Genomic DNA, 20988 nt, shown 5'->3' on the forward strand with positions numbered 1-20988 from the left:
GAGACCGCCTTCGAGCGCCCGTTTGACCTCCATCCGACGCCGATGAGCGACCGGCTCCGCGAGGCGGCTCACCGGGCGGGGGCCGCCGCGGGGCTGGAGACGATGGACATCCACTCGGGCGCGGCCCACGACACGATGCACGTCGCGGGCGTCACGGACGCGTCGCTGCTGTTCGCGCCCTCGCGGGACGGCGTCTCGCACAACCCTCGCGAGTGGACCGACTGGGACGACTGCGCGGACGCGACGCGCGTGCTGGCGGGCGCGATGGCGGAAGTCGCCGGCGCGGAGTGAGCCGAGGACGCGGTCCCGGCCTACGCCGAACCGGACGCCGGGGATCGGCGACGCGCGCGCCGCCGGAGCGCGACCACTGACGCGAGGCCGAGCGGGCCCGCGACCGCGAGCGTCGGCCACGCGAGGACGAAGCCGCCGGCGTCGAGCGCGGCCCCGAAGACGACCGGCGAGGCGACGGAGGGGAGGAAGCCGACGAACGACTGCAGCGACAGCGCCGCGCCCACCTGCTCGTCGTCGACCGCCTCGGTGACGAGCGTCGAGGCGGGCGCGCTGTCGACGCTGAGGAGCGTCCCGTGGACCAGGAGCACCGCCGCGAGCGCCCACAGCGGGAGCCAGTCGAGCCAGCCGAGCGCGACGAGGATCGCGGTGCTGCCGAGCAGGCCGATCCCCACCGTCGTCGGGCGACCGATCCGGTCCGAGAGCGCGCCGCCGACGACGTTCCCGACCGCGCTCATGGCCGTGACGACGCCGACGAGCAGGCCGGCCAGCGACGACGAGGCCCCGCCCGAGGCGAACGCGGGCGCCGCCAGTAGAAAGGCCAGTAGCCAGTTGCGGACGCCGAACAGCTCCCAGGTGTGCCACGCGTAGGCGTTGACGGCGTGGAGGTACTCGCGATTCCGGAGCAGCGAGAGGTCGATCCCGCGGCTCGTCGCCGAGCGTCCGGGGGCGTCGTCGAGGAGCCAGACGACGAGCGGCGCAACGAGAAGGCCGCCGAGGCTGGTGGCGACGACCGCGGTCTCCCACCCGGCCGCGGCGGCGACCCGCGAGGTGAGCACGAAGGAGACACCGCTGGACAGCGAGAAGGTCCCGACGTAGATACCGATGGCGCGGCCGCGCTCCGCGGCGGGGAACCAGTCGCTGAGCAGGCGCATCCCCGGCACGTAGACGGCGGACATGCAGACACCGGCCAGGAACCGGAGTGCGGTGCCCGCGAGGAACCCCTCCGCGAGCAGGCCGAACGCGACGCCGAAGACGGCGGTCCCGGCCGCACCGCCCGCGAGGACGTACCGCGGGGAGGAGGCGTCCGCAAGGCGGCCGAACGGGAGGATTCCGACGAGGTAGCCGGCCTGGAACGCGCCGAAGACGATCCCCGCCTGCGCGCCGGTGAGCCCCCAGTCCGCGGAGACCGTCGGGAGCACCGCCGAGTAGTTGTACCACACCAGCACCGGCAGGAACACGGCGACGCAGGCGACGACCAGCGCGCGTGTCCGGTCGTTCACGGCGGGGCGTTGGCCGCCCCCCGTCGAAAGTCTCCCGGTGGCGGCACGGTGTGCGCCATCACCGGCCGCCCGGAAACGGCGGGACGGGCCACCGGCGACGCAACGGTTTTGTCGCTGCCCCGGAACGACCGAACCGTGAACCGCCTCGTTCCCGTCGGGTCCGTGGCCGTCGGCGCGCTGTGCGCGCTCGCGGCCGGCGTCGTCACCACGGCCGCGCCCGCGGCGACCCTGCCCGCGCTCGGCGGGTACGACCTCGACGTGGCCCTCGCCAAGGTCCTGCTCGCCTCCGCGGTGGTGCTGGTCTGTTACGGCGCCTACCGACTCGCGCTCGGGCTCGCGCGGTCCTCCGGGAACAAGCGCCGCGCGCACAACGCGCGGAACGTGTTGCGCCTCGTCTTCGGCACCGTCGGTGCGGTCGGCGTCCTCGCGGTCGCGACCCAGCAGTGGCTCGGCCTCCTCTTCTCGCTCGGAGTCGTCGGGTTCGCGATCACCTTCGCGCTCCAGCAGCCCCTGCTGTCGCTGATCGCGTGGGTGTACATCACCGTCAAGCAGCCGTACGGCGTCGGCGACCGCGTCCGGATCGGCGAGGCGAAGGGCGACGTGATCGAGGTGGACTTCCTCGTCACCACGCTGTGGGAGATAAACGGCGAACTCGTCTCCTCGAACCAACCCTCCGGCCGCGTGGTGACGGTCCCCAACAGCGTGGTGCTCTCCTCGGAGGTGGTCAACTTCGGCGGGGGCGGCTCCCCGTACGTCTGGAACGAGATCGCGGTGCAGGTGGCCTACGAGACGGATCTGGACTTCGCGCGCGAGGTCATGCGCGAGGAGGCGACGGACCTGCTCGGCGAGGAGATGGCCCGCGGCATCGCCGCCTACCGCGAGGCGCTCGCGGACACGCCGGTCGAGTTGGAGGTCCACGACGGCCCCTCGGTCAACGTGACGCAGGGAGAGTCGTGGGTCGAGCTCCGGCTGCGGTACCTCACTCACCCCCGGCGCGGCCAGCGCGTCAAGAACCGGCTGTACGAGCGGGTGCTCGAGCGGTTCAACGACCACCCCGACCGCGTGGCGTTCCCGGTGAGCCGGAACCGGTGACCGTCGCGGGGTCCCCCTCGGTACGCCACGTCCGTCGATGGAGTTAGGTGACGGCGGGCCGTCGACCGTGACGATGGAGGGGGTGCTCTGGTACGTGTTGACGGGTACGCGCGGCGGGCCGAACCGCGTGCGCCTGTTGCGGGCGCTCGAGGAGCGTCGGCGGAACGCGAACCAGCTGGCCGAGGACCTCGATCTCGACTACAAGACCGTCAGACACCACCTCGACGTGCTGATGGAAAACGGTGTGGTCGAGACGAGCGGGGACGACTACGGCGCCGTCTACCTCCCGACGGGCCGTGCGCGCAACAACTGGGAGACCATCGAGGACATCATGGAACAGGTGGACGCGGATGACTGAGGGCGGTACCGACACCCTACGGACGGACGGGACGGGGACGAACGCGAGCTATTCCGCGGCCGCACGAGCCGACGCTCCCGTTTCGGGCGGTACTCGGGGCGAATTTGGGAAAGTCGTTTTAACCACCGTTCCGCTAGGGAGGGTACGATGAGTCTCTGGTTCGACGTCGCCCGGGTCGCGGCCGGCGTCAACGTCCTCCTGCTCCTCGCGCTGATCGCGGTGTGGGGACGCAACTACCTCGAGTTCCGCACGAAGCACACGCTGGGACTCGCGGTGTTCGCCCTCCTGCTGCTGGCGGAGAACGCCCTCTCGCTGTACATCTACCTCGTCGACCCGACGCTCTCCGGCTGGTTCGCGACCGACGTGCCCGCCATCGCGTGGCGCGCGATGATGGCGCTCCACGTGCTGGAGACGGCCGCGCTCGGATTCCTCGTCTGGATCACCTGGGACTGAGGGCGCGTTTTTCGAGAACTGGCGAGGAGGTGGTTTTTTGTGGACCATCTTCGGGTAGCGCCAGGCCCATCGATGACGTACAGCCGACGCCTGCGACATCGGCCTCGACGACCGACGGGACGATGCGCCGCGCCCGGCGCGATCGCGTGCACTCACGGCGGGAGTCGCGCCTGATCCGCGAAAAACGTTCACTCGGCGTGCGGTCGCGGTGCTGTGCGGTTGGCGCGCGCCGCGGCGAGCGCTTGCGTGTCGCCGCGACCGCGCGAGGGAGGCGGCGGCGCGGCCGCATTGCGGTGCGTTGCGGTCTCGCGGCCGCGCCGCCGGCGAGGTTGGGGAGGGACGAGGCTGCTGTGCGGTTGCGGTGCGGTCGCGGCGCGGGGTGGGACTTTCTGGATGTTAGCGTCCCGATCAGCCGGATCAGCAGCAGTTACGAAACGTCGCACACTGAGCAGAGGGCGTTCGATCTCGATTATCAGCAACAGCCGTCGCCGTCCGGCGACCACTCGCAGGCGTCGCCCGCGGTCAGGTTCTCCGCGTCGACGTGGGCCGAGAGGCAGGCGTAGTGACAGAAGTAGGTCGGGGAACCGCAGTCCGCCTCGCAGTCGCGGACGCAGATCGGGTCGTGGTCGAAGATCCGCGACCCGCAGTAGGCGCACGCCTCGTCCGCGTCGGGGGTGGCGACGGTGGTGGACATACCTCGCGTACGCGCGATCGCGGCCAAAGCGTTTCGCGGCCGTGCACTGGTGACGCAAGCCGAAGTCCAGGCTGAGCCGGCCGTCCGGATTCACAAACCCCGGGACACGGGCCGCTTTGGGAACGAATTTGGGTGAGAGTCCGGCCGGAGTTCGGAAAATCCTCTTTTAAGTATCCGTGTTCGGACCGAGTATGCGCAAACGCGCACTCACAGTGACGTTGGTAGTAGCGATGGTCGTGTCGGCGATAGCCGGCCCGGCCGGGGCGGCCGCCGCGGCGGCGTCCGCGTCAGACCACCAGGCGAGCGTGACCTTCTCCGAGCAGACGAGCGGCGGGTCGACCGTCGTCGTCGACGAGGTGACCCTGCCGGAGGGCGGCTTCGTGACGATCCACGACGCCTCGCTCGCGGACGGGAATGTCCTCGGCAGCGTCGTCGGCACGAGCCAGTACCTCGAGGCCGGCACGCACGAGAACGTCACCGTGGAGCTCACCGACGAGGTGGACGACGGCACGTTCCACGCGATGGCCCACCAGGACACCGACGACGACCGCCAGTACACCTTCGTCTCCTCGAACGGCGAGGTCGACGGCCCCTACACGACGGACGGCGACATCGTCATGGACGACGCGAACGTGACCGTCTCCGCGTCGGTCTCCTTCAGCGAGCAGGTCTCCGAGGGCGAGTACGTCATCGTCGACCGCGTCGAGTTGAGCGAGGGCGGCTTCGTGACGGTTCACGACTCCAGCCTGCTCGACGGCGCCACCTTCGACTCCATCCGCGGCACGAGCGAGTACCTCGAAGCCGGCGTTCACGAGGACGTACGCGTCCAGATCGACGAGCCGCTGGAGAACGACGACACGCTCGTCCCGATGGCGCACCGCGACACGAACGACAACCAGCAGTACGACTTCCCGAGCACCGACGGCGAGGAGGACGGCCCCTTCACCGCCGACGGTGAGGCGGTCCTCGACAGCGCGCAGGTCGAGCTGAGCGACGAGGCGTACGTCCAGTTCGACGCGCAGGCCTCCGGCGGGAACGCGGTCGTCGTCGAGGAGGTCTACCTCCCCGAGGGCGGCTTCGTCACGGCGCACGACTCTTCGCTCGGCGACGGCGCCGTCTTCGACTCGATCCGCGGCACGAGCGAGTACCTCGAGCCCGGCATCCATCGCGACATTGTCGTCACGCTGGACGACCCGCTGACCGAGGACGACTCGGTCTTCGCGATGGCCCACCAGGACACGAACGACAACGAGGCCTACGACTTCCCCGACAGCGAAGGCGAGGATGACGGCCCGTACACGAACGACGACCAGAATCCCGCGATGGACGACGGGAACGTGACCGTCTCCGCGGCCGTCCAGTACGAGGGCGGGAGCGCGGACGGTTACACGGTCACCGTCGACCGCGTCGACCTGAGCGAGGGCGGCTTCGTGACGGTTCACGACGCCAGCCTCGGTGGCGGCGCGGTCTTCGAGTCGATCCGCGGTACGAGCGAGTACCTCGAGCCCGGCGTCCACGAGGATGTCGAGGTGACCCTGGACGAGCCGGTCCGCGACACCAGCCAGCTGTTCGCGATGGCGCACCAGGACACGAACGACAACGAGGCCTACGACTTCCCCGACTCGGAGGGCGAGGATGACGGTCCCTACACCGCGAACGGCGACATCGTGATGGACGCCGGCACCGCGCAGGTCACGGCGTTCGTCGCCACGAGCGCGCAGGAGACCGACGGGGAGACGATCGTCGTCGATGAGGTGACGCTCCACGACGGCGGCTTCGTGACGGTCCACGACTCCACGCTGGCCGACGGCGCGGTCCTCGACTCCGTTCGCGGCACCTCGGAGTACCTCGGCCCCGGCACGCACGAGGACGTGGAGATCGCGCTCGACGACCCCCTGACCGAGGACGACACCGTCTTCGCGATGGCCCACCGCGACACCGACGGCGATGAGACCTACGACTTCCTCACCTCGGAGGGCGCCGACGACGGCCCCTACGTCGCGGCCGGCGGCCCCGTCATGGTCACCGCGGACGCCTCCGTCGCGGGCGGCATGGACGGCGGCGACGAGACGACCGACGAGGAGACGGAGGATATGACCGAAGCGACCGAGATGATGGACGCCGAGACCGAGACGATGAACGAAACGGGCGACGACGCGCCCGGCTTCGGCGTCGCGGTCGCGCTGGTCGCGCTCCTGGCCGCCGCGCTCGTCGCGGTCCGCCGGGACTGAATCCGCGTCCGGCGCCTCTCGTCTCCGCTGCGCCCCGCCCCGGCCCTCTCGACGACATCTATTTAAGTTCTCGTGTGTGGAGATCGCTCGGCGACCCGATGAACAAGAGGAACTCAAAACCCGATGAAAACCACAGAAAGAAGCTGTCTTCGACGACTTGAGTCGTCTTTCGACTTCTACAGGTTTGCGATAGAAATATATACTGGCGACGCTTACAAGAGGATAGCAATCGAGACGTCTCGGCCGACGATTTCTTCGCCGGCGTTCGATCCGGAGCCACAATGACAGAAACAGAAACCCGCGAATTCACCAGCAGCAGCGAACGAGACCGCGCCGCGAGGGGCGGGACCGAAACGGAGCGAACCCGAGCCGACGAGCGTGCGAGCGCCGGTGAGCGGGAGTCGGAAGCGTCCGCCGAGGCGACGCTCAGCTGTCCCGAGTGCGACGGTCGGCTGGCGAGCGACACCGAGCACGGCGAGACCGTCTGTACCGACTGCGGGCTCGTCGTCGAAGAGGAGTCCGTCGATCGCGGACCGGAGTGGCGTGCGTTCGACGCCGGCGAGCGCGACAGCAAGTCCCGCGTCGGGGCGCCGACGACGAACATGATGCACGACAACGGGCTCTCGACGAACATCGGCTGGAGCGACCGGGACAGCTACGGGAAGGCGCTCTCGCCCGAGAAGCGCCGCCAGATGCAGCGCCTGCGGACGTGGAACGAGCGGTTCCGCACCCGCGACTCGAAGGAGCGCAACCTCAAGCAGGCGCTCGGCGAGATCGACCGCATGGCCTCCGCGCTCGGCCTCCCCGAGACGGTCCGCGAGACCGCCGCGGTCATCTACCGCCGCGCGCTCGACGAGAATCTCCTGCCGGGCCGGTCCATCGAGGGCGTCGCGACCGCGGCGCTGTACGCGGCCGCGCGACAGGTCGGCACCCCGCGGAGCCTCGACGAGTTCACCGCGGTCGCGCGCGTCGACAAGACCGAGCTGACCCGGACGTACCGCTACGTGATCCGCGAGCTCAAGCTGGAGGTCAAGCCCGCCGACCCCGAGAGCTACGTCCCGCGGTTCGCCTCGCGGCTCGGCTGCTCCGAGGAGGTCGAGCGGACCGCGCGAGAGCTGCTCCGAACCGCGGCCGACGCCGGGGTCACGAGCGGCAAGTCGCCGGTGGGGCTCGCCGCCGCCGCGGTGTACGCGGCCGCTTTGCTCGCGAACGAGAAGGTGACCCAGAGCGAGGTGAGCGCGGTCGCGGACATCTCCGAGGTCACGATCCGAAACCGGTACAAGGAACTGCTTGACGCCGGCCATTCGGACCTCGTCTGAAGCGCCCCCGCCCCGGCGAGGTGGCCCGTTACCGCCACTCGGCCGACGTGACCAGCACGGCAGCCCGGCCGACGTGACCAGCACGGCCGCTCCCCGATCGGAATCGGCCACACCTTCTTTTACTCCGCCCCCGAGAGTGGACGGTATGGTCGAAGCGTTTGTCCGTCTACTGTGTCCCGAATGCGAGAAGGACTGGGAGGAGACGCCGACGGATCTCCCCGATCTACAGAAAAACTTCAGCTGCCCCGACTGTCACGCGACCCGTCGCCTCACGCAGTTCATGCGGACGGAGCGCGACCTCGAAGTCGTCCGCGAGTTCCAGTAACGCGGTCGTTCGCGGCCGCTCACTCGCCGGTGGGCGAGATCGCGCCGCAGGCTTCGCACTTGATGACCTTCGCGCCCTGCTGCGTCTCGAGTCGCGTGTCCGGGAGTCCGCACTCCGGACAGAAGACGTACGCTTCGGCGTACTCCTCGACGGTGTCCGCCATGCGGCTCCGGCGGAAGTCGCCGGTGAGCCGGGCGCGCCCCTTCTCGTCGATCGAGGCGCTCGTTCCCAGTTCTCCCTGCAGGTACTGGAGGACGTGGTCCTCGTTCCTGTCCAGTCGGTTGACCACGTCCTGAAAGTTCTCGAAGACCGTCTCGTGTCCCTCCGACCGGACCTCCGGGTCCGGTATCTCGAACCGACTCGCCTGCTGGTCGATGTCCGGCGTCTCCTCCAGCGCGCGGTCGAGTTGATCGTCGTACTCCATACCGGAAGGATGCGTCCGGAAGCGGTTAAGCGTTCATGGCTACCGGACGGAAACCTCCGTTCGCGGCGGATATCGGGGTTCTTGAGGGCAATGCATGATAACGGTTCTCAGGATAGTAATATAACCCTCCGGTCGTTATTCGAGGTTGCTCATGAAGAAGCAGGAACTCATTCACCTTCACGGTCTTCTTGCCGAGGTACGACAGCAGTGTGAGGATTGGGACGAGGACCTCGCGCTCGAGGAGTACGAGACGATGGGCGTCAAGCCGACATCCATCCACAAATCGAAGACCGACCACAAGGCGGCTGTTTTCAAACTCGCGAAGGGAATCACGGCACCGATGGGAGACGCGGAGTCCGAACCGCTGGCCCCGACGGCCGACTGAACACTTCGAGGACACTCCTCGGCGATACTCACACCGCATAGCGACGCGTCCGCGCGCGACCGACGCGGCCCGGAGACCGCCTGCTTCGTCCGCCGAGTTCTCACTCGTCCCCGTTTGCCGCACGGTCCTCCGCATCGTCCTCCGCCTCGTCCGCGGGAGCCTGCGCGGACTCGCTCGCGTCCGTGTCGTCGACGGTCTCGACTCGGAGAACCTTCAGCGGGATGTCCCGGAGGCGCTGGCCGATCTCCTTGCGCGCGATCCGGCTCGCGTGCTCGTCGCGGTCGACGTTGAACACCGTCATCTCCAGTTCCAGCGCGACGAGCGCCTCGTCGGCCGCGATAAAGGCGGGCGGCAGCGACTCACCGTCCGGCGCGCTCCGCGACCCCATCTCGATCTCGACGTAGTTGAGGTCGGGGTTCAGCATCTCGCCCGTCTTCGAGATGGCGATGCGTACCGCCTCCTCGGGGGTCTCCACGTCGTAGACGGGGACGGCAGCCTCGACGACCACGCGACGGTCCATTGTGTGGTGTGCTACCGCACCCGTGGGCATGAAGGTTCGCCCCCGGCCCTCTCATCCTGCCCGGCCCTCATCTCACCCGGATGTCCTTCTCCTCCCTCCAGCCGGCTACTCCCCACCCGACCGGAGATGGTGAAACACGTACGTCTGCGCATAGCCCGCGTACTCGCCGCCGAACTGCTGCCGGATCGCTCGCGAGGTCTCGTCGTAGGAGCCGCGGTCGCAGTCGGGATAGTGGTCCGCGATGACCGACCGGATCCACGTGTCGAGCGGCACCGCCTCGAGGTAGCCGAGCGAGAAGAGCAACACGCAGTCGGCCACCTTGTCGCCGACGCCGACGAACCGGGTGAGCGACTCGCGGGCCTCCTCGTAGGGCAGCCCGGCCGCCTCGCTTGGGTCCGCCTCTCCGGTCGCCACCATCTCTGCCGTCCGCTCGACGTACGGCGCGCGATAGCCGAGCGAGAGATCGCGGAGGGCGGCCTCGCCGGGCGCAGCCAACTGCTCCGGGGTCGGGAAGGCCTCGTACGTCTCCCCGTCGAGCGCCACCGGATCGCCGTACGCCTCAGCCAGCGCGCGCTGCATGCCGTGGATCCGCTCGACGCGCATCTGCGCCGAGCAGATGAACGAGATCAGACACGGGAACGCCGGGTCGCGGACGAGCCGCATCCCCTCGTAGGCGTCGTACGCCCGTCTCAGAAGGGGGAGATCCGGCGTCTCCTCGAGGATCGCGTCGAGGTCGTCGTCGAGCCTGAGCAGGTGCGTCAACAGGGGCACCGCGTCGACCGTCGACTCCCACTCGAGGGTTCCCTCCCGCGGCCCGCCGACCTCCCGAACGCGGACGACCGCGCGCTCGTCGGTCACGCCGTCGATCGGCGGCACGACGGTCTCGTACCAGTGGTCGCCGCCGTGGGCGGCCGTCCGCTCGTACATCCCGCCGTCGGCGCGGTCCCACAGGTAGCTCTGTCCGCTCTCGACCGTCGACTGGAGGTCGAACGCCCCGTCGAGGTCGGCGATGTCGATGGCGCTGCGTTCCATTTATGCTCTGGAGGCGTGCCGCCCCCATCCGGGTTTCGATGCCGGCGTGGTCGGGGCCCGCGCGTCGACATCTACGGTACCGATTTCGGGGTGCCTCTCCCCTGCCTCCGGTTATGCACCTACCGAATCGCTCTCGGAGCCGTCCGTATCCAGCGTCTCCTCGACCTGAGTCACGACCGCGGCGAGCGCGACCACCGCCAGGACCGCACCGAGCGCGAACGGCGCCAGGAACGACTCGGTGACGAGAAACCCGGACACGAGCGGGCCGAGCGCGACGCCGAAACCGAATCCCATCGTGAGGATCGACAGCGTGGAGCCGGACTCGCCCTCGCGCGCGAGGTCGCCCGCCAGCGCCAGCGAGGGGGCGAAGACGAACGCGACCGCGACGCCCTGTACGAGCCGGACGGCCATCATCCCGGCCGGCGAGAGGACGATCCCCTGCAAGAGCGTCGAGGGGATCAGTAGCGCGAAGCCCGCGAGGAGGAACGGCCGTCGCCCGATTCGGTCGGCGGCGCGGCCCACCGGCACCTGCAGGAGGACGTTCGAAATGGTGACGGCCGCGAACTGCGCGCCGAACCACACCGGCGCCTGGTCGAGACGGGCGTTCACCTGCACCTGCAGCGTGGCGTACAGCGCGATGCAGATCCCCATCGCGATCGTCGCCAACCCGAGCGCGAACACGGGGTCGAGCAGTTGCCCCTCGCCTCGGATCCGGACCGAGAGGTCGTCGCCGGCCGCCTCGGCGGAGCTGGCGGCGTCGTTGACCAGCAGCGCGACGAGGCCGAACGAGAGGTACGCGCCCGCACACGCCGCGACGAAGGCGGCGTTAAAGCCCGAGACGACGAGGTCGATGCCCACGACGCCGAGGTCGTACGGGCCCGCGGAGACGACCCCGCCCGCGAGCACCGGCCCGAAGCCGAAGCCGATCAGCCGGAACGTGTTGAACACGCCGAAGTTGCCGCCCCGCTCGTTCGCGGAGGCGGCGTACTCGTTGACGAGCGCGACCGTCGCGGGAATGGTGAGCGCCGCGCCGAGCCCCTGCAGCGCGCGCAGGACGACGAGCGCGTAGTAGTTCGACGCGAGCACGTACAGCCCGCTCGCGGTGCCCAGGAGCGCGATCCCCGCGAGGATGAACGGCTTGCGGCGCCCCATGCGGTCGGAGAGGCGCCCCGTGAACGGCTGCGAGAGGCTGTTGAGGAACCCGAACAGCGAGAGCACGACGCCGATCAGCAGCGGTTCGGTCAGGGTGACCGAGAGCGCCCCCGTTCCGACCGTCGTCCCGAGCAGCGCCTCGACGTCGACCGCCTCGCTGGCGATGTACAGCGGCAGCACGACGATCAGGAAGGAGTTGCCCACCGCGCCGACCATCCGCGCCAGCGCGAGAACGATCACGCGCCGGTCGGTGTCGGTGATGAAGGACGGCAGCGGGAGGCCCATCTACGCCTCCTTCGAGGGGTCGCCTAAAGGCCCTTCTGAAGCCGGCGGAGCCGGCGGCCTTCGGTCCCCGGAGAACGAGACACGAACGAGACGCGAACAAGACATGAACGAGACGCCGGTCACGCGCCCGACGGTTCTCGGACCCCTTGGGCGGCAGCGAAGCTAAGTGGCGGGGTGTCAAACAGACGATCATGGGAGAAACAGTCAAGCTCAGCAGAGTGCAGGACCGACTCGCGGAGCTGTCGTACCCCGTCCACCGAGACGACGCGGCGGTCGAGCTTCACGAGGTAACGCTCACCTACGCGGACGGGCAAGCGAACCTCGGGAAACTCGTCGACAAAACGAACCCGGACGCGTTCGACGACCCGAACGACCTGTTCGACGCGCTCCAGAACGTCCTTCCGATCGAGGCGGTCGGCGAGCCGGGCCAGTCCGACGGCGACGCCTGAGCGTCGCAAAACGCCGGGGGAAGTAGTGGGGGGAGTCCCGCTTCAGATGCCGGTGCTCGGCGGTCCGGACGACGCACTGCTCCCGCCCTTTCGCTCGCGGCGGCGCTCCAGCAGGTAGTCGATCACGTAGCCGAAGCCGGCGGTGTGGACGAGGAACGAGAAGATCCCGCCGAGCACCGGAATCGCGCCGATGACCGCGAGCGTCAGCGCCCCGACGAGGATCGACTTGCCAACGTCGCCGACGCCGCTTCCGTTCGCGGTCAACGCGGCGCCGAGCGCGATGACGCCGACCGCGTTGCCGGCGACTCCGAGGAAGAACAGCACGAAGACTCCGGGGATCACCAGCAGCAGGCCGATCACGGTGATCGCCAGCAGAATCATCGCGACGATGATGACGACGTTGGCGAGAAGACCGGTCAGGAACGTTCCGACCGGGTCCTCGCGGACGTCGCGGACGCCGTCCTCGGTGAAGCCGGGGCTGATACCGTACACGAGACCCGCGACGATCAGGCTCACGACGAACGTGACGACGAAGTTGATCGCCAGTCGGACGTGCCACTCGAGCCCCGCCGTCGGCGAGGTGGGTCCTGTCGGCGGCTGTGTCTGTCCCAGCACCGCGGCTGCGGCGACCGGGAGGTCCATCAGTATGGAGGTGGGGACCATGTCAGGTATCTCTCACACCCCATTCTTCAAAGTTCTCCTCTGGTGTGACGAGGTTCACGAAAGGACGGGACAGTGATCACTCCTCAGTGGGACAGAAAAACCTCAGCGAGGCAGAAAAGTCCCTTAGCGGACCGAGCCCGCCGCCAGCCCACCTACCAGGTGCCGTGGAAGGTGTCGAACTCGATCTCGTCGAGGGGGCGCTTACCGACCGCGGCCTCGTACTCGCCGGGGGTCAACATCGGCTTGTGGAACCGCGGGCCGTCGTCGGTGGTGATCCGCGGACAGCCGGTGTTGACGAACGCGTCCATGTCGAAGTTGCGCAGGCGGTCGGGCGTCACCTCGTCCATCGTGATCAGGTACGCGTCGTCGTTGTTGTCGACGATCTCCTTGGCCTGCTCCCAGCGCCCCTGCCCGATCTTGGTACAGAAGATGACGCCCCACTTCTCGGCGTCCATCGCGCGGTGGACCGCGCCGTAGCGCTGCTTGAGGAACTTCTCGTGGTCCGCGATCTTCACGACGTTGTTGACCGGGTCCGCGATGACGACGGTCTTGTCGGGGTGCTCCATCGCCAGTCCGAGTGGGTGGAACTTCCCGCCGCCGACGTACAGGACCTGGTCGGCGTCGATGTCCGCGGAGGCGTAGTTGCAGCCGAGCACCTGCCCCTCCTTCGTGAGGCGGTCGTCGCCGCGCCGGGTGTGGACCTCGTAGCCGCGCTCCTCCAGCCACTCCGTCATCTCCTCGAACCGGTTCATGTGCTGGGCCGTCGTCACGAGGCCCACGTCGGGGTCGTCGTCGGGGTCCGCGAGCTCCTCGAGGGACTCCTCCATGATCGAGAAGGGGTCGACGTTGGAGAACAGGGGGACGTAGATGATCTTGTCCGACTCCTTCATCGGCGTGTGGCCGAAGTGGACGAACACGTCGGTCCGCCGCATCAGGTAGGTGTCGAGGTCGCAAGCGCCGTAGCAGGGCTGGCCCGACAGCATGAACGTCACGTCGTCGGGCGCCAGCTCGCGCAGGTCGTCGGCCACCTTCGGGCCGCGGCGCTTGAGCCCCTCGGGGAACTGGAGCCCGACCTTCGTGGCGTCGCGCTCGTCGATCTCCTCGAGGATGCGCTCGAGTTCGTAGTCCCATTCTCGGTCGTGTTTCAGGGCCATCCCCGTCTTCGTGAGATCGCCGTCCGTGGACCCACCGCTCATGCCCTCGACTTGCGACCCGCGACGGTTAAGTAGCGCGCTCCGTGCGCCGCCGTGCGACCGCCTCACGCCCTCGGACAGACGTTCTCTCGGACCGCGGTCGGAGATCCGACGTACTCGGCCCCGCGGTCGATCCACGCCACGATTCGGTCTCGCCGCGTCGCGAGCCCCCGCCGTTCAGTGGGCTTCGCCGACCGCGGTTCGGAACGCGGCCACGAAGTCCTCGTGGTCGAACTCCGCGAGGACCTCGTCGAGCCGGGATGCGGTGGGGGCGAACGCGGCCGACGGACCCGGGGACCTCGCGGCGTCGTCTCCCGTCCGTGCCGGGCTCGTCGCGGCGGTCGTCAACGCGTCGAGCCCTTCGGCGTAAGCCACGCGCCGCGCCGCACGATCGACGGCTGCGCGAACCGCGTCGGGACCGACGGGGCGGGAAAGCGTCCGGCATCGGTCGTCGGCCGTCCCGCGGGTCACCACCATCACCGCGTCGTCCGTGTCGTCGCGGCCGTCCCGGTCGTCGCACTGCGGCGCGGCGTCCGCCTCGACCACGGCGACGCCCGGCCGCGCGCGCTCGTCGGTCACCGACCACTCGGTCGGATCGCGGACCTCGACCTCGCGGTCCGACAGCGCGGCCTCGATGCGCCGGCGCGTCCGCTCGTTCCCCACCGCCACGACGACCGCTCCGTCCCACTCCATGCTGCGGACGGCGCGCGCACACCACTTCAAGCGGGCCGACCGTTGCGGTTCGTTCGGTCCGTTCGAACCGTTTTTGCGGCGGTTACGCCCCCTGAAAAACCGATCCCGAACAGATTCGTGGTCGACACGAGATGGAGTCCGAACCGCGGTGAACGGCGTTCCGCGAGCGGCACCAGGGCGTTTCCGCGAGCGACACCGACATGCCCCGTGCGTTCGAACGGGGCCCATGAGCGAGACCGATGCGGAGATCCCGCTGACCCACATCCACGTCGCGCCGGACGACGCGCCCGCGAACGCCCCGGCCGTCTTCGTGTTACATGGCCGCGGTGCGGACGAGGAGGACCTGCTTCCGGTGGCGCGCGAACTCCCCGACGACATGCACGTCGTGAGCCTCCGCGCGCCCGACCGCCTGCAGGGCGGATACACGTGGTACGAACTCGACCTCTCGGGCGGCGGACTCCACGAGAGCCAGCCCCACGCCGAGCAGTTCCGACGGAGCCTCGACCTGGTGGCCGAGAGCGTCGACGCGGCGGTCGAGGCGTTCGACCTCGATCCCGGCCGCCTCGGACTGCTCGGGTTCAGTCAGGGCGCGATCACCAGCATGAGCCTCCTGTTGGAGAACCCCGGCCGATACCGGTGGGTCGCGGCGCTCCACGGGTACCTCGCGGACAGCCACGCGGACCTCGATCCGGACGACATCGAGGGGACACCGGTGTTCGTCGGCGCCGGCGAGGGCGACCGCGTCATTCCCGTCACGCGCGCCGAGGCGGCCGCGGATCGACTCCGCGAGGCCGGGGCGAGCGTGACCTTCGAGACGTATCAGGCCGGCCACGGCATCGGCCCGGACGAGCTCGCCGACCTGGTCGCGTTCGTCGAGGAGCACTACTGATTTCGGTGTGGCCGCTACCGGTGGACCGATACGGTGCGGTCGGTGCCGGTGTCACTCCCACCGCGGCTCGGTCACCCAGTCGGGCTCGCGTGGCGGGGACACGGTGCCAAAGTCGCTGTACGCCACGTCGACTCGAACCTCGTCGCCGGTCGGCGCGTGGACGTACCTCACGGTCAGGCGAACGAGCCGCCCCTGCGGCGTGAGAAAGGCGGTGGCGCGGTAGTCGGTCGCGTTGGCGGCGAGGCCGTGCGGGGCCCCGGTTCCGGTCACGATGACGAGCGAGTTCTCGCTGTCGCTCGACGTGCTGACCGTCGTCTCCTCGGCCGTCAGCAGCTCGCGGAGGCGGTCGACGACGAACGACTCGTAGGCGTCGACGAGTGAGTACTCGCCGAGCGGTCGCGTCCCGTAGCGCCGCTCCGCGGCGGTTCCGTTCGTCAACCGGTGAACGCGTTCGCCGTCGGCCCACGCGTCCGTGCGCGTCGGCGTCGCGTTCTCGCCGTTCGTCTCGTAGCTGCGCGCCGACAGCAGAAACCGCTCCGCGGTGTGGATCGACGCCGATGACTCGTGCCGGACGACGCCGGCGAGCAGGGGGTCCTCGGCCGGACCGACGTACGTCATTGAAAGGTTCCGCGACGCTTCCTGTGTCCGGTAGAGGTGCGTCCCGACGACCGTCGAAACGCTCGACACTCCCGACGCGTTCAGCCCCGGCGAGTAGAGGCTCGCGTTCGGCGGTTCTCCCGAGACGCTGCTTTCCCCGGATGTGGCGGTTGCAGTGACGGATGTCTCCCCGGCCGGGTCCGGCGTTCCGAACTCCGCCCCGCCGTCGCCTGCGTCGTCGAGGAGTGGAACGCCCACGCCGGACACCGCGAGCAACGTCGCCGCCGCGAGCAGCAGCACCGCGACGACCGCGACGCGGCGTGGGACCGATTTCTCCACCTCCGTCGCCGGATCAGGTTCGACCCACGGGTCGAGCCCGAGGCACTCCTCGCCGATCCGAATCCCCTCCTCTCGGTCGACGCCGAAGCACAGCATGTCGCGCAGGTCGGTGGGTCCGAAGAACTCGGCGTCCGCCTCCCTCGCGCGCCGCCGGAGTCGATCCAGCGATCGAGTCCCGACGACGGCGTCCGCTTCGGGGGACGGCGGCGACAGTACCCCTGCGACATCGACGCGGACGGTGCGCGCGCCCGCCGTCGCCCGCACGACGCCGTTCTCCTCGACCTCCGTGTCGTACCCGCGTGCCGCCCACAGCGCCGCGAGGAAGCGTCGGCGTTCGCTCGCGGAGAGGCGTCGGAACCGCCGCGCGAACGTGTCCGCGGGGACTGGTGGCACGGTACACGGTTGGCTCGACGGGACACAAGCGTTTCGCCGACGGAGCCACCGCCATAGAACGCCGGCCACGACGGCCGGACCCCGGCCGCACCGCCCCCTTTCGGCACCTTCAAACGGATCGCGGCCGAACCCGAACGTATGAGCGCGGAACAGGTGACTATCGAGGACCTCGGTCGCGAACTGGGCGAACGCATCGCGAAGACGTCGGAGTACCAGCGCTTCGAGGAAGCCCGCGAGGCGGTCCAGCGCGACGAGGAAGTGCAGGCGCAGATCGAGGAGTTCGAGCGCCTCCGCGAGGAGTTCATGGCCGCTCGCGGCAGCGGACAGGCCACCCAGTCCGACCTCCACGAGGTCCAGAGCGCACAGGAGGAGCTCCACTCCATGCCGGTCATGAGCGAGTTCCTCGAGGCGCAAGAGGAGCTCGACGAAACGCTGGAGACGGTCAACGAGGCGATCTCCGCGCCGCTCGATGTTGACTTCGGCGGCCAGGCCGGCGGCTGCTGTCAGGACTGACCGACGCTCGCCGCTCGGCGCGCCGGTCGACCCGGTGCGCCGCTTCTCCTCTCGCTTTTCCAGGCTCGTCTCGCCTCTCCGCCCGCTTCCGGTCCCGACTCTTTTGTCCGATAGCGCGCCACACCGCCCATGATCGCCATCGCAGGCGGGAAGGGCGGCGCCGGCAAGACGACGACCGCGCTCGGGCTGGCGGCGGCACTGCCGGGGACTCCGACCGTCGTCGACGCCGACTGGGATCTCCCGAACCTGCACGCGCTCGCGGGCGTCGACCGCGATCCGACTGCGGCGGCGCTCACGGCGGCCGCGAACGCCGTGCCGCGAGAATTCCCCCTCGCGGTTCCAGGGGGCGATGACGCACCGCCCCCGACCGAGGCGACCCGCTCGGTGCGGGTCGTTCCGGCTCCTCGCCCCTCTGTCGATCCGGACCCGGCCGCCGTGTTCACGCGCGCGGACCGCCTCGGCGGCGACGACCCGGTGCTGCTCGACTGCCCAGCCGGGGCCGCACCGGACGCTGCGGCGCCGCTCCGGAGCGCGGACGCGTCGGTACTGGTGACGCCCCTCTCCGCGCCTGCGCTGCGGGATACGGTCAAGACCGCGGCGCTCGCCCGCGCGCTCGATGCGCCGCCGGTCGGGACGGTGCTCGTCCGCGCTCGGAAGCGGCCCCCCGGGGTCGCCGACCTCCTCGGCTGTCCGACACTGACCGCCGTTCCACCCGTTCCAGCGCCCGTTCTCGATCGATCCGATCCGCGGGCGGCGTACGCCGAGGCTGCGACGGCGCTCGACTGACCGGCGATCGATCAGCGGCGATCGATCCGGGGCGGTCGCGACCGATCGGCCGCTCGTGACGATCGGTCGCTCGCCCGGTTCTCGGGGCTTGTCCGACGGATGTCTGACTTTGGCTCCCGATAGACAATTAACGCTGGAAGTCCTTGTGAGGCCCATGAACAGACTCCCGACCGGGATCTCCGTTCTCGACCGCCGCCTCGGCGGCGGGCTTCCGGCCGGGACCGTCGTGGCCTTCTGTGCGGAGCCGGCGAGCCAGTCCGAGCTGTTCCTCTCGGAGCTAGCTGCCGAACGCGGAACGCTTTACCTCACGAGCGTCCGGTCCGAGAGCGCGGTCCGCGACGGGTTCAAGCGGACGGGCGCGGACGCGCCGACGATCCGCGAACTCGAGGGGGCGACCGCGCTCGACCAGGCGAACGGGCTGGTGTCGACGCTGCCCGACGGCGCCAACCTGATCCTCGACCCCGTCGACCCGCTGGAGCGAAGCGAACCCTCCCGCTACCGGCGGTTTCTCAACGAGCTCCAGACGCACATGGTCAACACCGGCGGCATCGCCTATCTCCACGCCCTGAAGGGCGAAGAGGTGGCGAACAACCGCGACATCACCCAACACGTCGCCGATGTCGTGTTCGACCTCCAGACGGAGGTGACGCCGACCGAGGTGATCAACCGCCTCGCGATCCCGAAGTTCCGCGGCGGCGGCTCGCTGGACGAGCCGATGAAGCTGAACCTCGAGGAGAGCGTCCGGATCGACACCAGCCGAGACATCGCCTGACGCGGTCATCTCCCCCTTCTCCCGGCGTCGACCGCCTCACAGCGTTAGCGCGTAGCCCAGCGTTGCGAGTGCGACGAGAACGGCCGCCAGCCCCCAGTTGCGAGCCGTGTCGTACGGCAGGTCCGGCAGTCCGGACCGCGTGAACAGGTACAGAAAGTAGACGAAAAGCGGCGCGAGCCTGAGGAGGAAGCCGGGATCCGGGAGACCACCGAACCGCACCGCGAGCGTCACGGCGACGGTGCCGAGCGCGGCGGCGACGGCGACGAACACGTCCTCACGGGCGCGGTCGAGTTCCATGCCCGCGGCTAGGGCGTGCAGACGTTCAAAAAACTCGGTTCGCGTCGAGCGGTGCGGGCGAGGGCCGCGACCGGGAGTCCGGGTCACGCCCTCGCGACCGCGGGGTTACTCCTCGTCGAGCTCTTCGACGAGTTCGTCGGCGTCCACGTCGGCCTCCTCGAGGGCCTCTTCGATGTCGGCGCCGCCGGCGCCGCCGCCCATGCCGCCCATCATGCCGCCGAGACCGCCCATGCCGCCGCCGTCGATGACCTCCTCGACGATGACCTTGTCGAGGTCGAGCCGCTGCATGAGGTCCTGCGCGATCTGCTGTTTCGAGAACATCCACTGCTGGTTCATCGTCATCTGCGGCGTGGCCTCGATGTACAGCACCTCGTTCTCGACCTCCTGCGTCTCGGTCTCGGGCTCGCCGTCCTCGTCGTCGGACTCGACGGTGACCTCCTCCTCCTCGGTGACCGTCTCGATGCGGACCTCGGGGGCCTCCTGGAGGTACATGCCGAGCATGCCGGCCGCCTGCTCCTCGCGGTCGTCGACCTCCTCGAGGATCTCGTACTCGTACTCGAGGTCCTCGCCCGCGAGCGGGTGGTTGAAGTCGACGCGGGCGCGGCCGCCGATGATGGTCTCGAGCCGCCCCTGCTCGCCGTCGATCTGGACCTGTGCGCCGGGGTAGCGGTCGTCCTCGGGGATCTTGTCGGCCTTGACCGTCTTGACCTCCTCCTCGTCGAACTCGCCGAACGCCTCGTCGGTGGTGTCGATGACCTGTCCGTCGTCGACCGTGCGGATCGTGTAGGCGATGCGCACGAAGTCGCCGTCCTGCAGGCCGCCGGTCTCTTCTTCCGTCGCTTCCTCGCTCTCGGCCTCTTCGGCGTCGTCGGCCGCGTCGGCCTGCTCTTGGTCGCTCATGCGCTGAACAACAGCCGTTTCACCCTTAAGAAGCACGGTTCCGCGCGGAATGGGTGTGTCTGCCACGCATGACGTGGGGGTTACGGCTGTAACGCGTAGGCTACGGCCCGGACGCGCCGGTTGCGCCGGGACGGGCGACGAAGTTCCTCCGCGAGACCACTTTCGCCGGACGGCGAACGCTTTTCAATACTCGACTTCCGCTCCGGACGTGCGCGAGGTTTGAGTCTACTTCGAGGGGTCCGCGCGAGACGGGTCTGTTTCTGTCGTAGCTCCTACTGATCTGGACAGCATCACCTAGAAAGCCCCAGCCGGCTCTCCCTCATACTGATCTGGAACTGCTGTTGATCCTGCTGATCGGGACAGCAACACCCAGAAAGCCCCAGCCGGCTCTCCCTCATACTGATCTGGAACTGCTGTTGATCCTGCTGATCGGGACAGCAACACCCAGAAAGCCCCAGCCGGCTCGACCCGCCGGGCCTCGCTGCGCGCTCGCGTCTCTCAGCAACGCCCGCCGCGAGTGCTTACTTCGTCCGGGCGGGACCGAGTCGGCTGCCCCTTTCAGTCCCACCCCGCACCGCAACAGCACCGCAACCGCACCGCAACAGCACCGCAACCGCACCGCACAGCAGCCTCACGCCTCCCCAGCCTCGGGCTGGACGCGGCCGCGGAACCGCACCGCATCGCGGCCGCGTCCAGCCCTCCCTCGCGCGGTCGCGGCGACAC

The 20988-nt window shown here is 69.2% G+C and carries 25 protein-coding genes; 13 read left to right on the forward strand and 12 right to left on the reverse strand.

Features of this window, described 5'->3' with window-relative positions:
- The coding region (locus AN233_RS10505; RefSeq protein WP_125920019.1) for a M20/M25/M40 family metallo-hydrolase at positions 1-291 on the forward strand (291 nt) is incomplete at its 5' end.
- A 20-nt stretch (positions 292-311) separates the two neighbouring features.
- Here AN233_RS10505 and AN233_RS10510 read toward each other — a convergent pair.
- Positions 312-1511 carry an MFS transporter gene (locus tag AN233_RS10510; protein ID WP_058366735.1) on the reverse strand — a complete coding sequence of 400 codons (1200 nt, stop codon included), beginning with the start codon at positions 1509-1511 and terminating at the stop codon, positions 312-314.
- Positions 1512-1646: 135 nt separating this feature from the next.
- Here AN233_RS10510 and AN233_RS10515 point away from each other — a divergent pair, with 135 nt between their 5' ends.
- The 3 genes from AN233_RS10515 to AN233_RS10525 all read left to right on the forward strand — a co-directional run bounded on the left by AN233_RS10515 (position 1647) and on the right by AN233_RS10525 (position 3414).
- Positions 1647-2603, forward strand: a complete 957-nt coding sequence (locus AN233_RS10515; protein ID WP_058366736.1) for a mechanosensitive ion channel family protein — start codon at positions 1647-1649, stop codon at positions 2601-2603.
- A 73-nt stretch (positions 2604-2676) separates the two neighbouring features.
- Positions 2677-2961 (forward strand): winged helix-turn-helix domain-containing protein, encoded by a 285-nt coding sequence (locus tag AN233_RS10520; RefSeq protein WP_058366737.1) that lies wholly within the window; start codon positions 2677-2679, stop codon positions 2959-2961.
- A gap of 147 nt (positions 2962-3108) precedes the next feature.
- Positions 3109-3414, forward strand: coding sequence for a hypothetical protein (locus AN233_RS10525; RefSeq protein ID WP_058366738.1), 306 nt, complete (start codon positions 3109-3111; stop codon positions 3412-3414).
- 472 nt (positions 3415-3886) lie between these two features.
- On the opposite strand, the gene AN233_RS10530 is transcribed toward AN233_RS10525, so the two are convergent.
- Complete coding sequence (locus AN233_RS10530) at positions 3887-4108, reverse strand: hypothetical protein (RefSeq protein WP_058366739.1); 222 nt, start codon at positions 4106-4108, stop codon at positions 3887-3889.
- A 191-nt stretch (positions 4109-4299) separates the two neighbouring features.
- Between AN233_RS10530 and AN233_RS10535 the strand changes: the two genes are divergently transcribed.
- From AN233_RS10535 to AN233_RS10545, 3 genes are all read left to right on the forward strand, one after another.
- On the forward strand, positions 4300-6339 hold the full coding sequence (locus AN233_RS10535) for a DUF7282 domain-containing protein (protein ID WP_080508432.1): 2040 nt from the start codon (positions 4300-4302) through the stop codon (positions 6337-6339).
- 281 nt (positions 6340-6620) lie between these two features.
- The gene (locus AN233_RS10540; protein WP_058366741.1) at positions 6621-7658 is read left to right on the forward strand and encodes a transcription initiation factor IIB; all 1038 of its coding nucleotides are present in this window, start codon (positions 6621-6623) and stop codon (positions 7656-7658) included.
- Positions 7659-7803: 145 nt separating this feature from the next.
- The gene (locus tag AN233_RS10545; RefSeq protein ID WP_058366742.1) at positions 7804-7983 is read left to right on the forward strand and encodes a DUF7836 family putative zinc-binding protein; all 180 of its coding nucleotides are present in this window, start codon (positions 7804-7806) and stop codon (positions 7981-7983) included.
- A 19-nt stretch (positions 7984-8002) separates the two neighbouring features.
- On the opposite strand, the gene AN233_RS10550 is transcribed toward AN233_RS10545, so the two are convergent.
- Positions 8003-8407, reverse strand: a complete 405-nt coding sequence (locus tag AN233_RS10550) for a translation initiation factor IF-2 subunit beta (protein WP_058366743.1) — start codon at positions 8405-8407, stop codon at positions 8003-8005.
- A gap of 151 nt (positions 8408-8558) precedes the next feature.
- Here AN233_RS10550 and AN233_RS10555 point away from each other — a divergent pair, with 151 nt between their 5' ends.
- Positions 8559-8792 carry a UPF0058 family protein gene (locus AN233_RS10555; protein WP_058366744.1) on the forward strand — a complete coding sequence of 78 codons (234 nt, stop codon included), beginning with the start codon at positions 8559-8561 and terminating at the stop codon, positions 8790-8792.
- A 100-nt stretch (positions 8793-8892) separates the two neighbouring features.
- Here the strand turns inward: AN233_RS10555 and AN233_RS10560 are convergent, their stop codons facing one another.
- The 3 genes from AN233_RS10560 to AN233_RS10570 form a co-directional block, all read right to left on the reverse strand.
- Entirely contained in the window at positions 8893-9312 is a 420-nt protein-coding gene (locus AN233_RS10560) for a DUF555 domain-containing protein (protein WP_058366745.1), read from the reverse strand.
- A gap of 105 nt (positions 9313-9417) precedes the next feature.
- The gene (locus AN233_RS10565; RefSeq protein ID WP_058366746.1) at positions 9418-10344 is read right to left on the reverse strand and encodes a DNA-3-methyladenine glycosylase family protein; all 927 of its coding nucleotides are present in this window, start codon (positions 10342-10344) and stop codon (positions 9418-9420) included.
- A gap of 111 nt (positions 10345-10455) precedes the next feature.
- Complete coding sequence (locus AN233_RS10570; RefSeq protein ID WP_058366747.1) at positions 10456-11781, reverse strand: MFS transporter; 1326 nt, start codon at positions 11779-11781, stop codon at positions 10456-10458.
- 191 nt (positions 11782-11972) lie between these two features.
- On the opposite strand from AN233_RS10570, the gene AN233_RS10575 reads away from it, so the two are divergent.
- Positions 11973-12230 carry a DUF5789 family protein gene (locus AN233_RS10575; protein WP_058366748.1) on the forward strand — a complete coding sequence of 86 codons (258 nt, stop codon included), beginning with the start codon at positions 11973-11975 and terminating at the stop codon, positions 12228-12230.
- 42 nt (positions 12231-12272) lie between these two features.
- Here AN233_RS10575 and AN233_RS10580 read toward each other — a convergent pair whose 3' ends face one another.
- From AN233_RS10580 to AN233_RS10590, 3 genes are all read right to left on the reverse strand, one after another.
- A complete protein-coding gene (locus tag AN233_RS10580; protein ID WP_058366749.1) occupies positions 12273-12893 on the reverse strand; it encodes a hypothetical protein in 621 nt (206 codons plus the stop codon).
- 152 nt (positions 12894-13045) lie between these two features.
- Complete coding sequence (gene dph2 / locus AN233_RS10585) at positions 13046-14089, reverse strand: diphthamide biosynthesis enzyme Dph2 (RefSeq protein WP_058366750.1); 1044 nt, start codon at positions 14087-14089, stop codon at positions 13046-13048.
- A gap of 174 nt (positions 14090-14263) precedes the next feature.
- Complete coding sequence (locus AN233_RS10590) at positions 14264-14779, reverse strand: hypothetical protein (RefSeq protein WP_058366751.1); 516 nt, start codon at positions 14777-14779, stop codon at positions 14264-14266.
- 226 nt (positions 14780-15005) lie between these two features.
- Here AN233_RS10590 and AN233_RS10595 point away from each other — a divergent pair, with 226 nt between their 5' ends.
- A complete protein-coding gene (locus AN233_RS10595) occupies positions 15006-15668 on the forward strand; it encodes an alpha/beta hydrolase (RefSeq protein WP_058366752.1) in 663 nt (220 codons plus the stop codon).
- Between the two features lie 51 nt (positions 15669-15719).
- On the opposite strand, the gene AN233_RS10600 is transcribed toward AN233_RS10595, so the two are convergent.
- Complete coding sequence (locus tag AN233_RS10600; protein WP_058366753.1) at positions 15720-16997, reverse strand: hypothetical protein; 1278 nt, start codon at positions 16995-16997, stop codon at positions 15720-15722.
- 138 nt (positions 16998-17135) lie between these two features.
- Here AN233_RS10600 and AN233_RS10605 point away from each other — a divergent pair, with 138 nt between their 5' ends.
- From AN233_RS10605 to AN233_RS10615, 3 genes are all read left to right on the forward strand, one after another.
- Positions 17136-17510 (forward strand): YlbF family regulator, encoded by a 375-nt coding sequence (locus tag AN233_RS10605; protein ID WP_058366754.1) that lies wholly within the window; start codon positions 17136-17138, stop codon positions 17508-17510.
- A 129-nt stretch (positions 17511-17639) separates the two neighbouring features.
- Entirely contained in the window at positions 17640-18296 is a 657-nt protein-coding gene (locus AN233_RS10610; RefSeq protein WP_058366755.1) for a MinD/ParA family ATP-binding protein, read from the forward strand.
- A gap of 154 nt (positions 18297-18450) precedes the next feature.
- Complete coding sequence (locus AN233_RS10615; RefSeq protein ID WP_058366756.1) at positions 18451-19068, forward strand: RAD55 family ATPase; 618 nt, start codon at positions 18451-18453, stop codon at positions 19066-19068.
- A gap of 36 nt (positions 19069-19104) precedes the next feature.
- Here AN233_RS10615 and AN233_RS10620 read toward each other — a convergent pair whose 3' ends face one another.
- Positions 19105-19365 (reverse strand): hypothetical protein, encoded by a 261-nt coding sequence (locus AN233_RS10620; protein ID WP_058366757.1) that lies wholly within the window; start codon positions 19363-19365, stop codon positions 19105-19107.
- Positions 19366-19470: 105 nt separating this feature from the next.
- Complete coding sequence (locus AN233_RS10625; protein ID WP_058366758.1) at positions 19471-20265, reverse strand: FKBP-type peptidyl-prolyl cis-trans isomerase; 795 nt, start codon at positions 20263-20265, stop codon at positions 19471-19473.
- Positions 20266-20988 lie beyond the last annotated feature (723 nt).

The organism is Haloparvum sedimenti (assembly GCF_001462205.1).
Lineage (GTDB): Archaea > Halobacteriota > Halobacteria > Halobacteriales > Haloferacaceae > Haloparvum > Haloparvum sedimenti.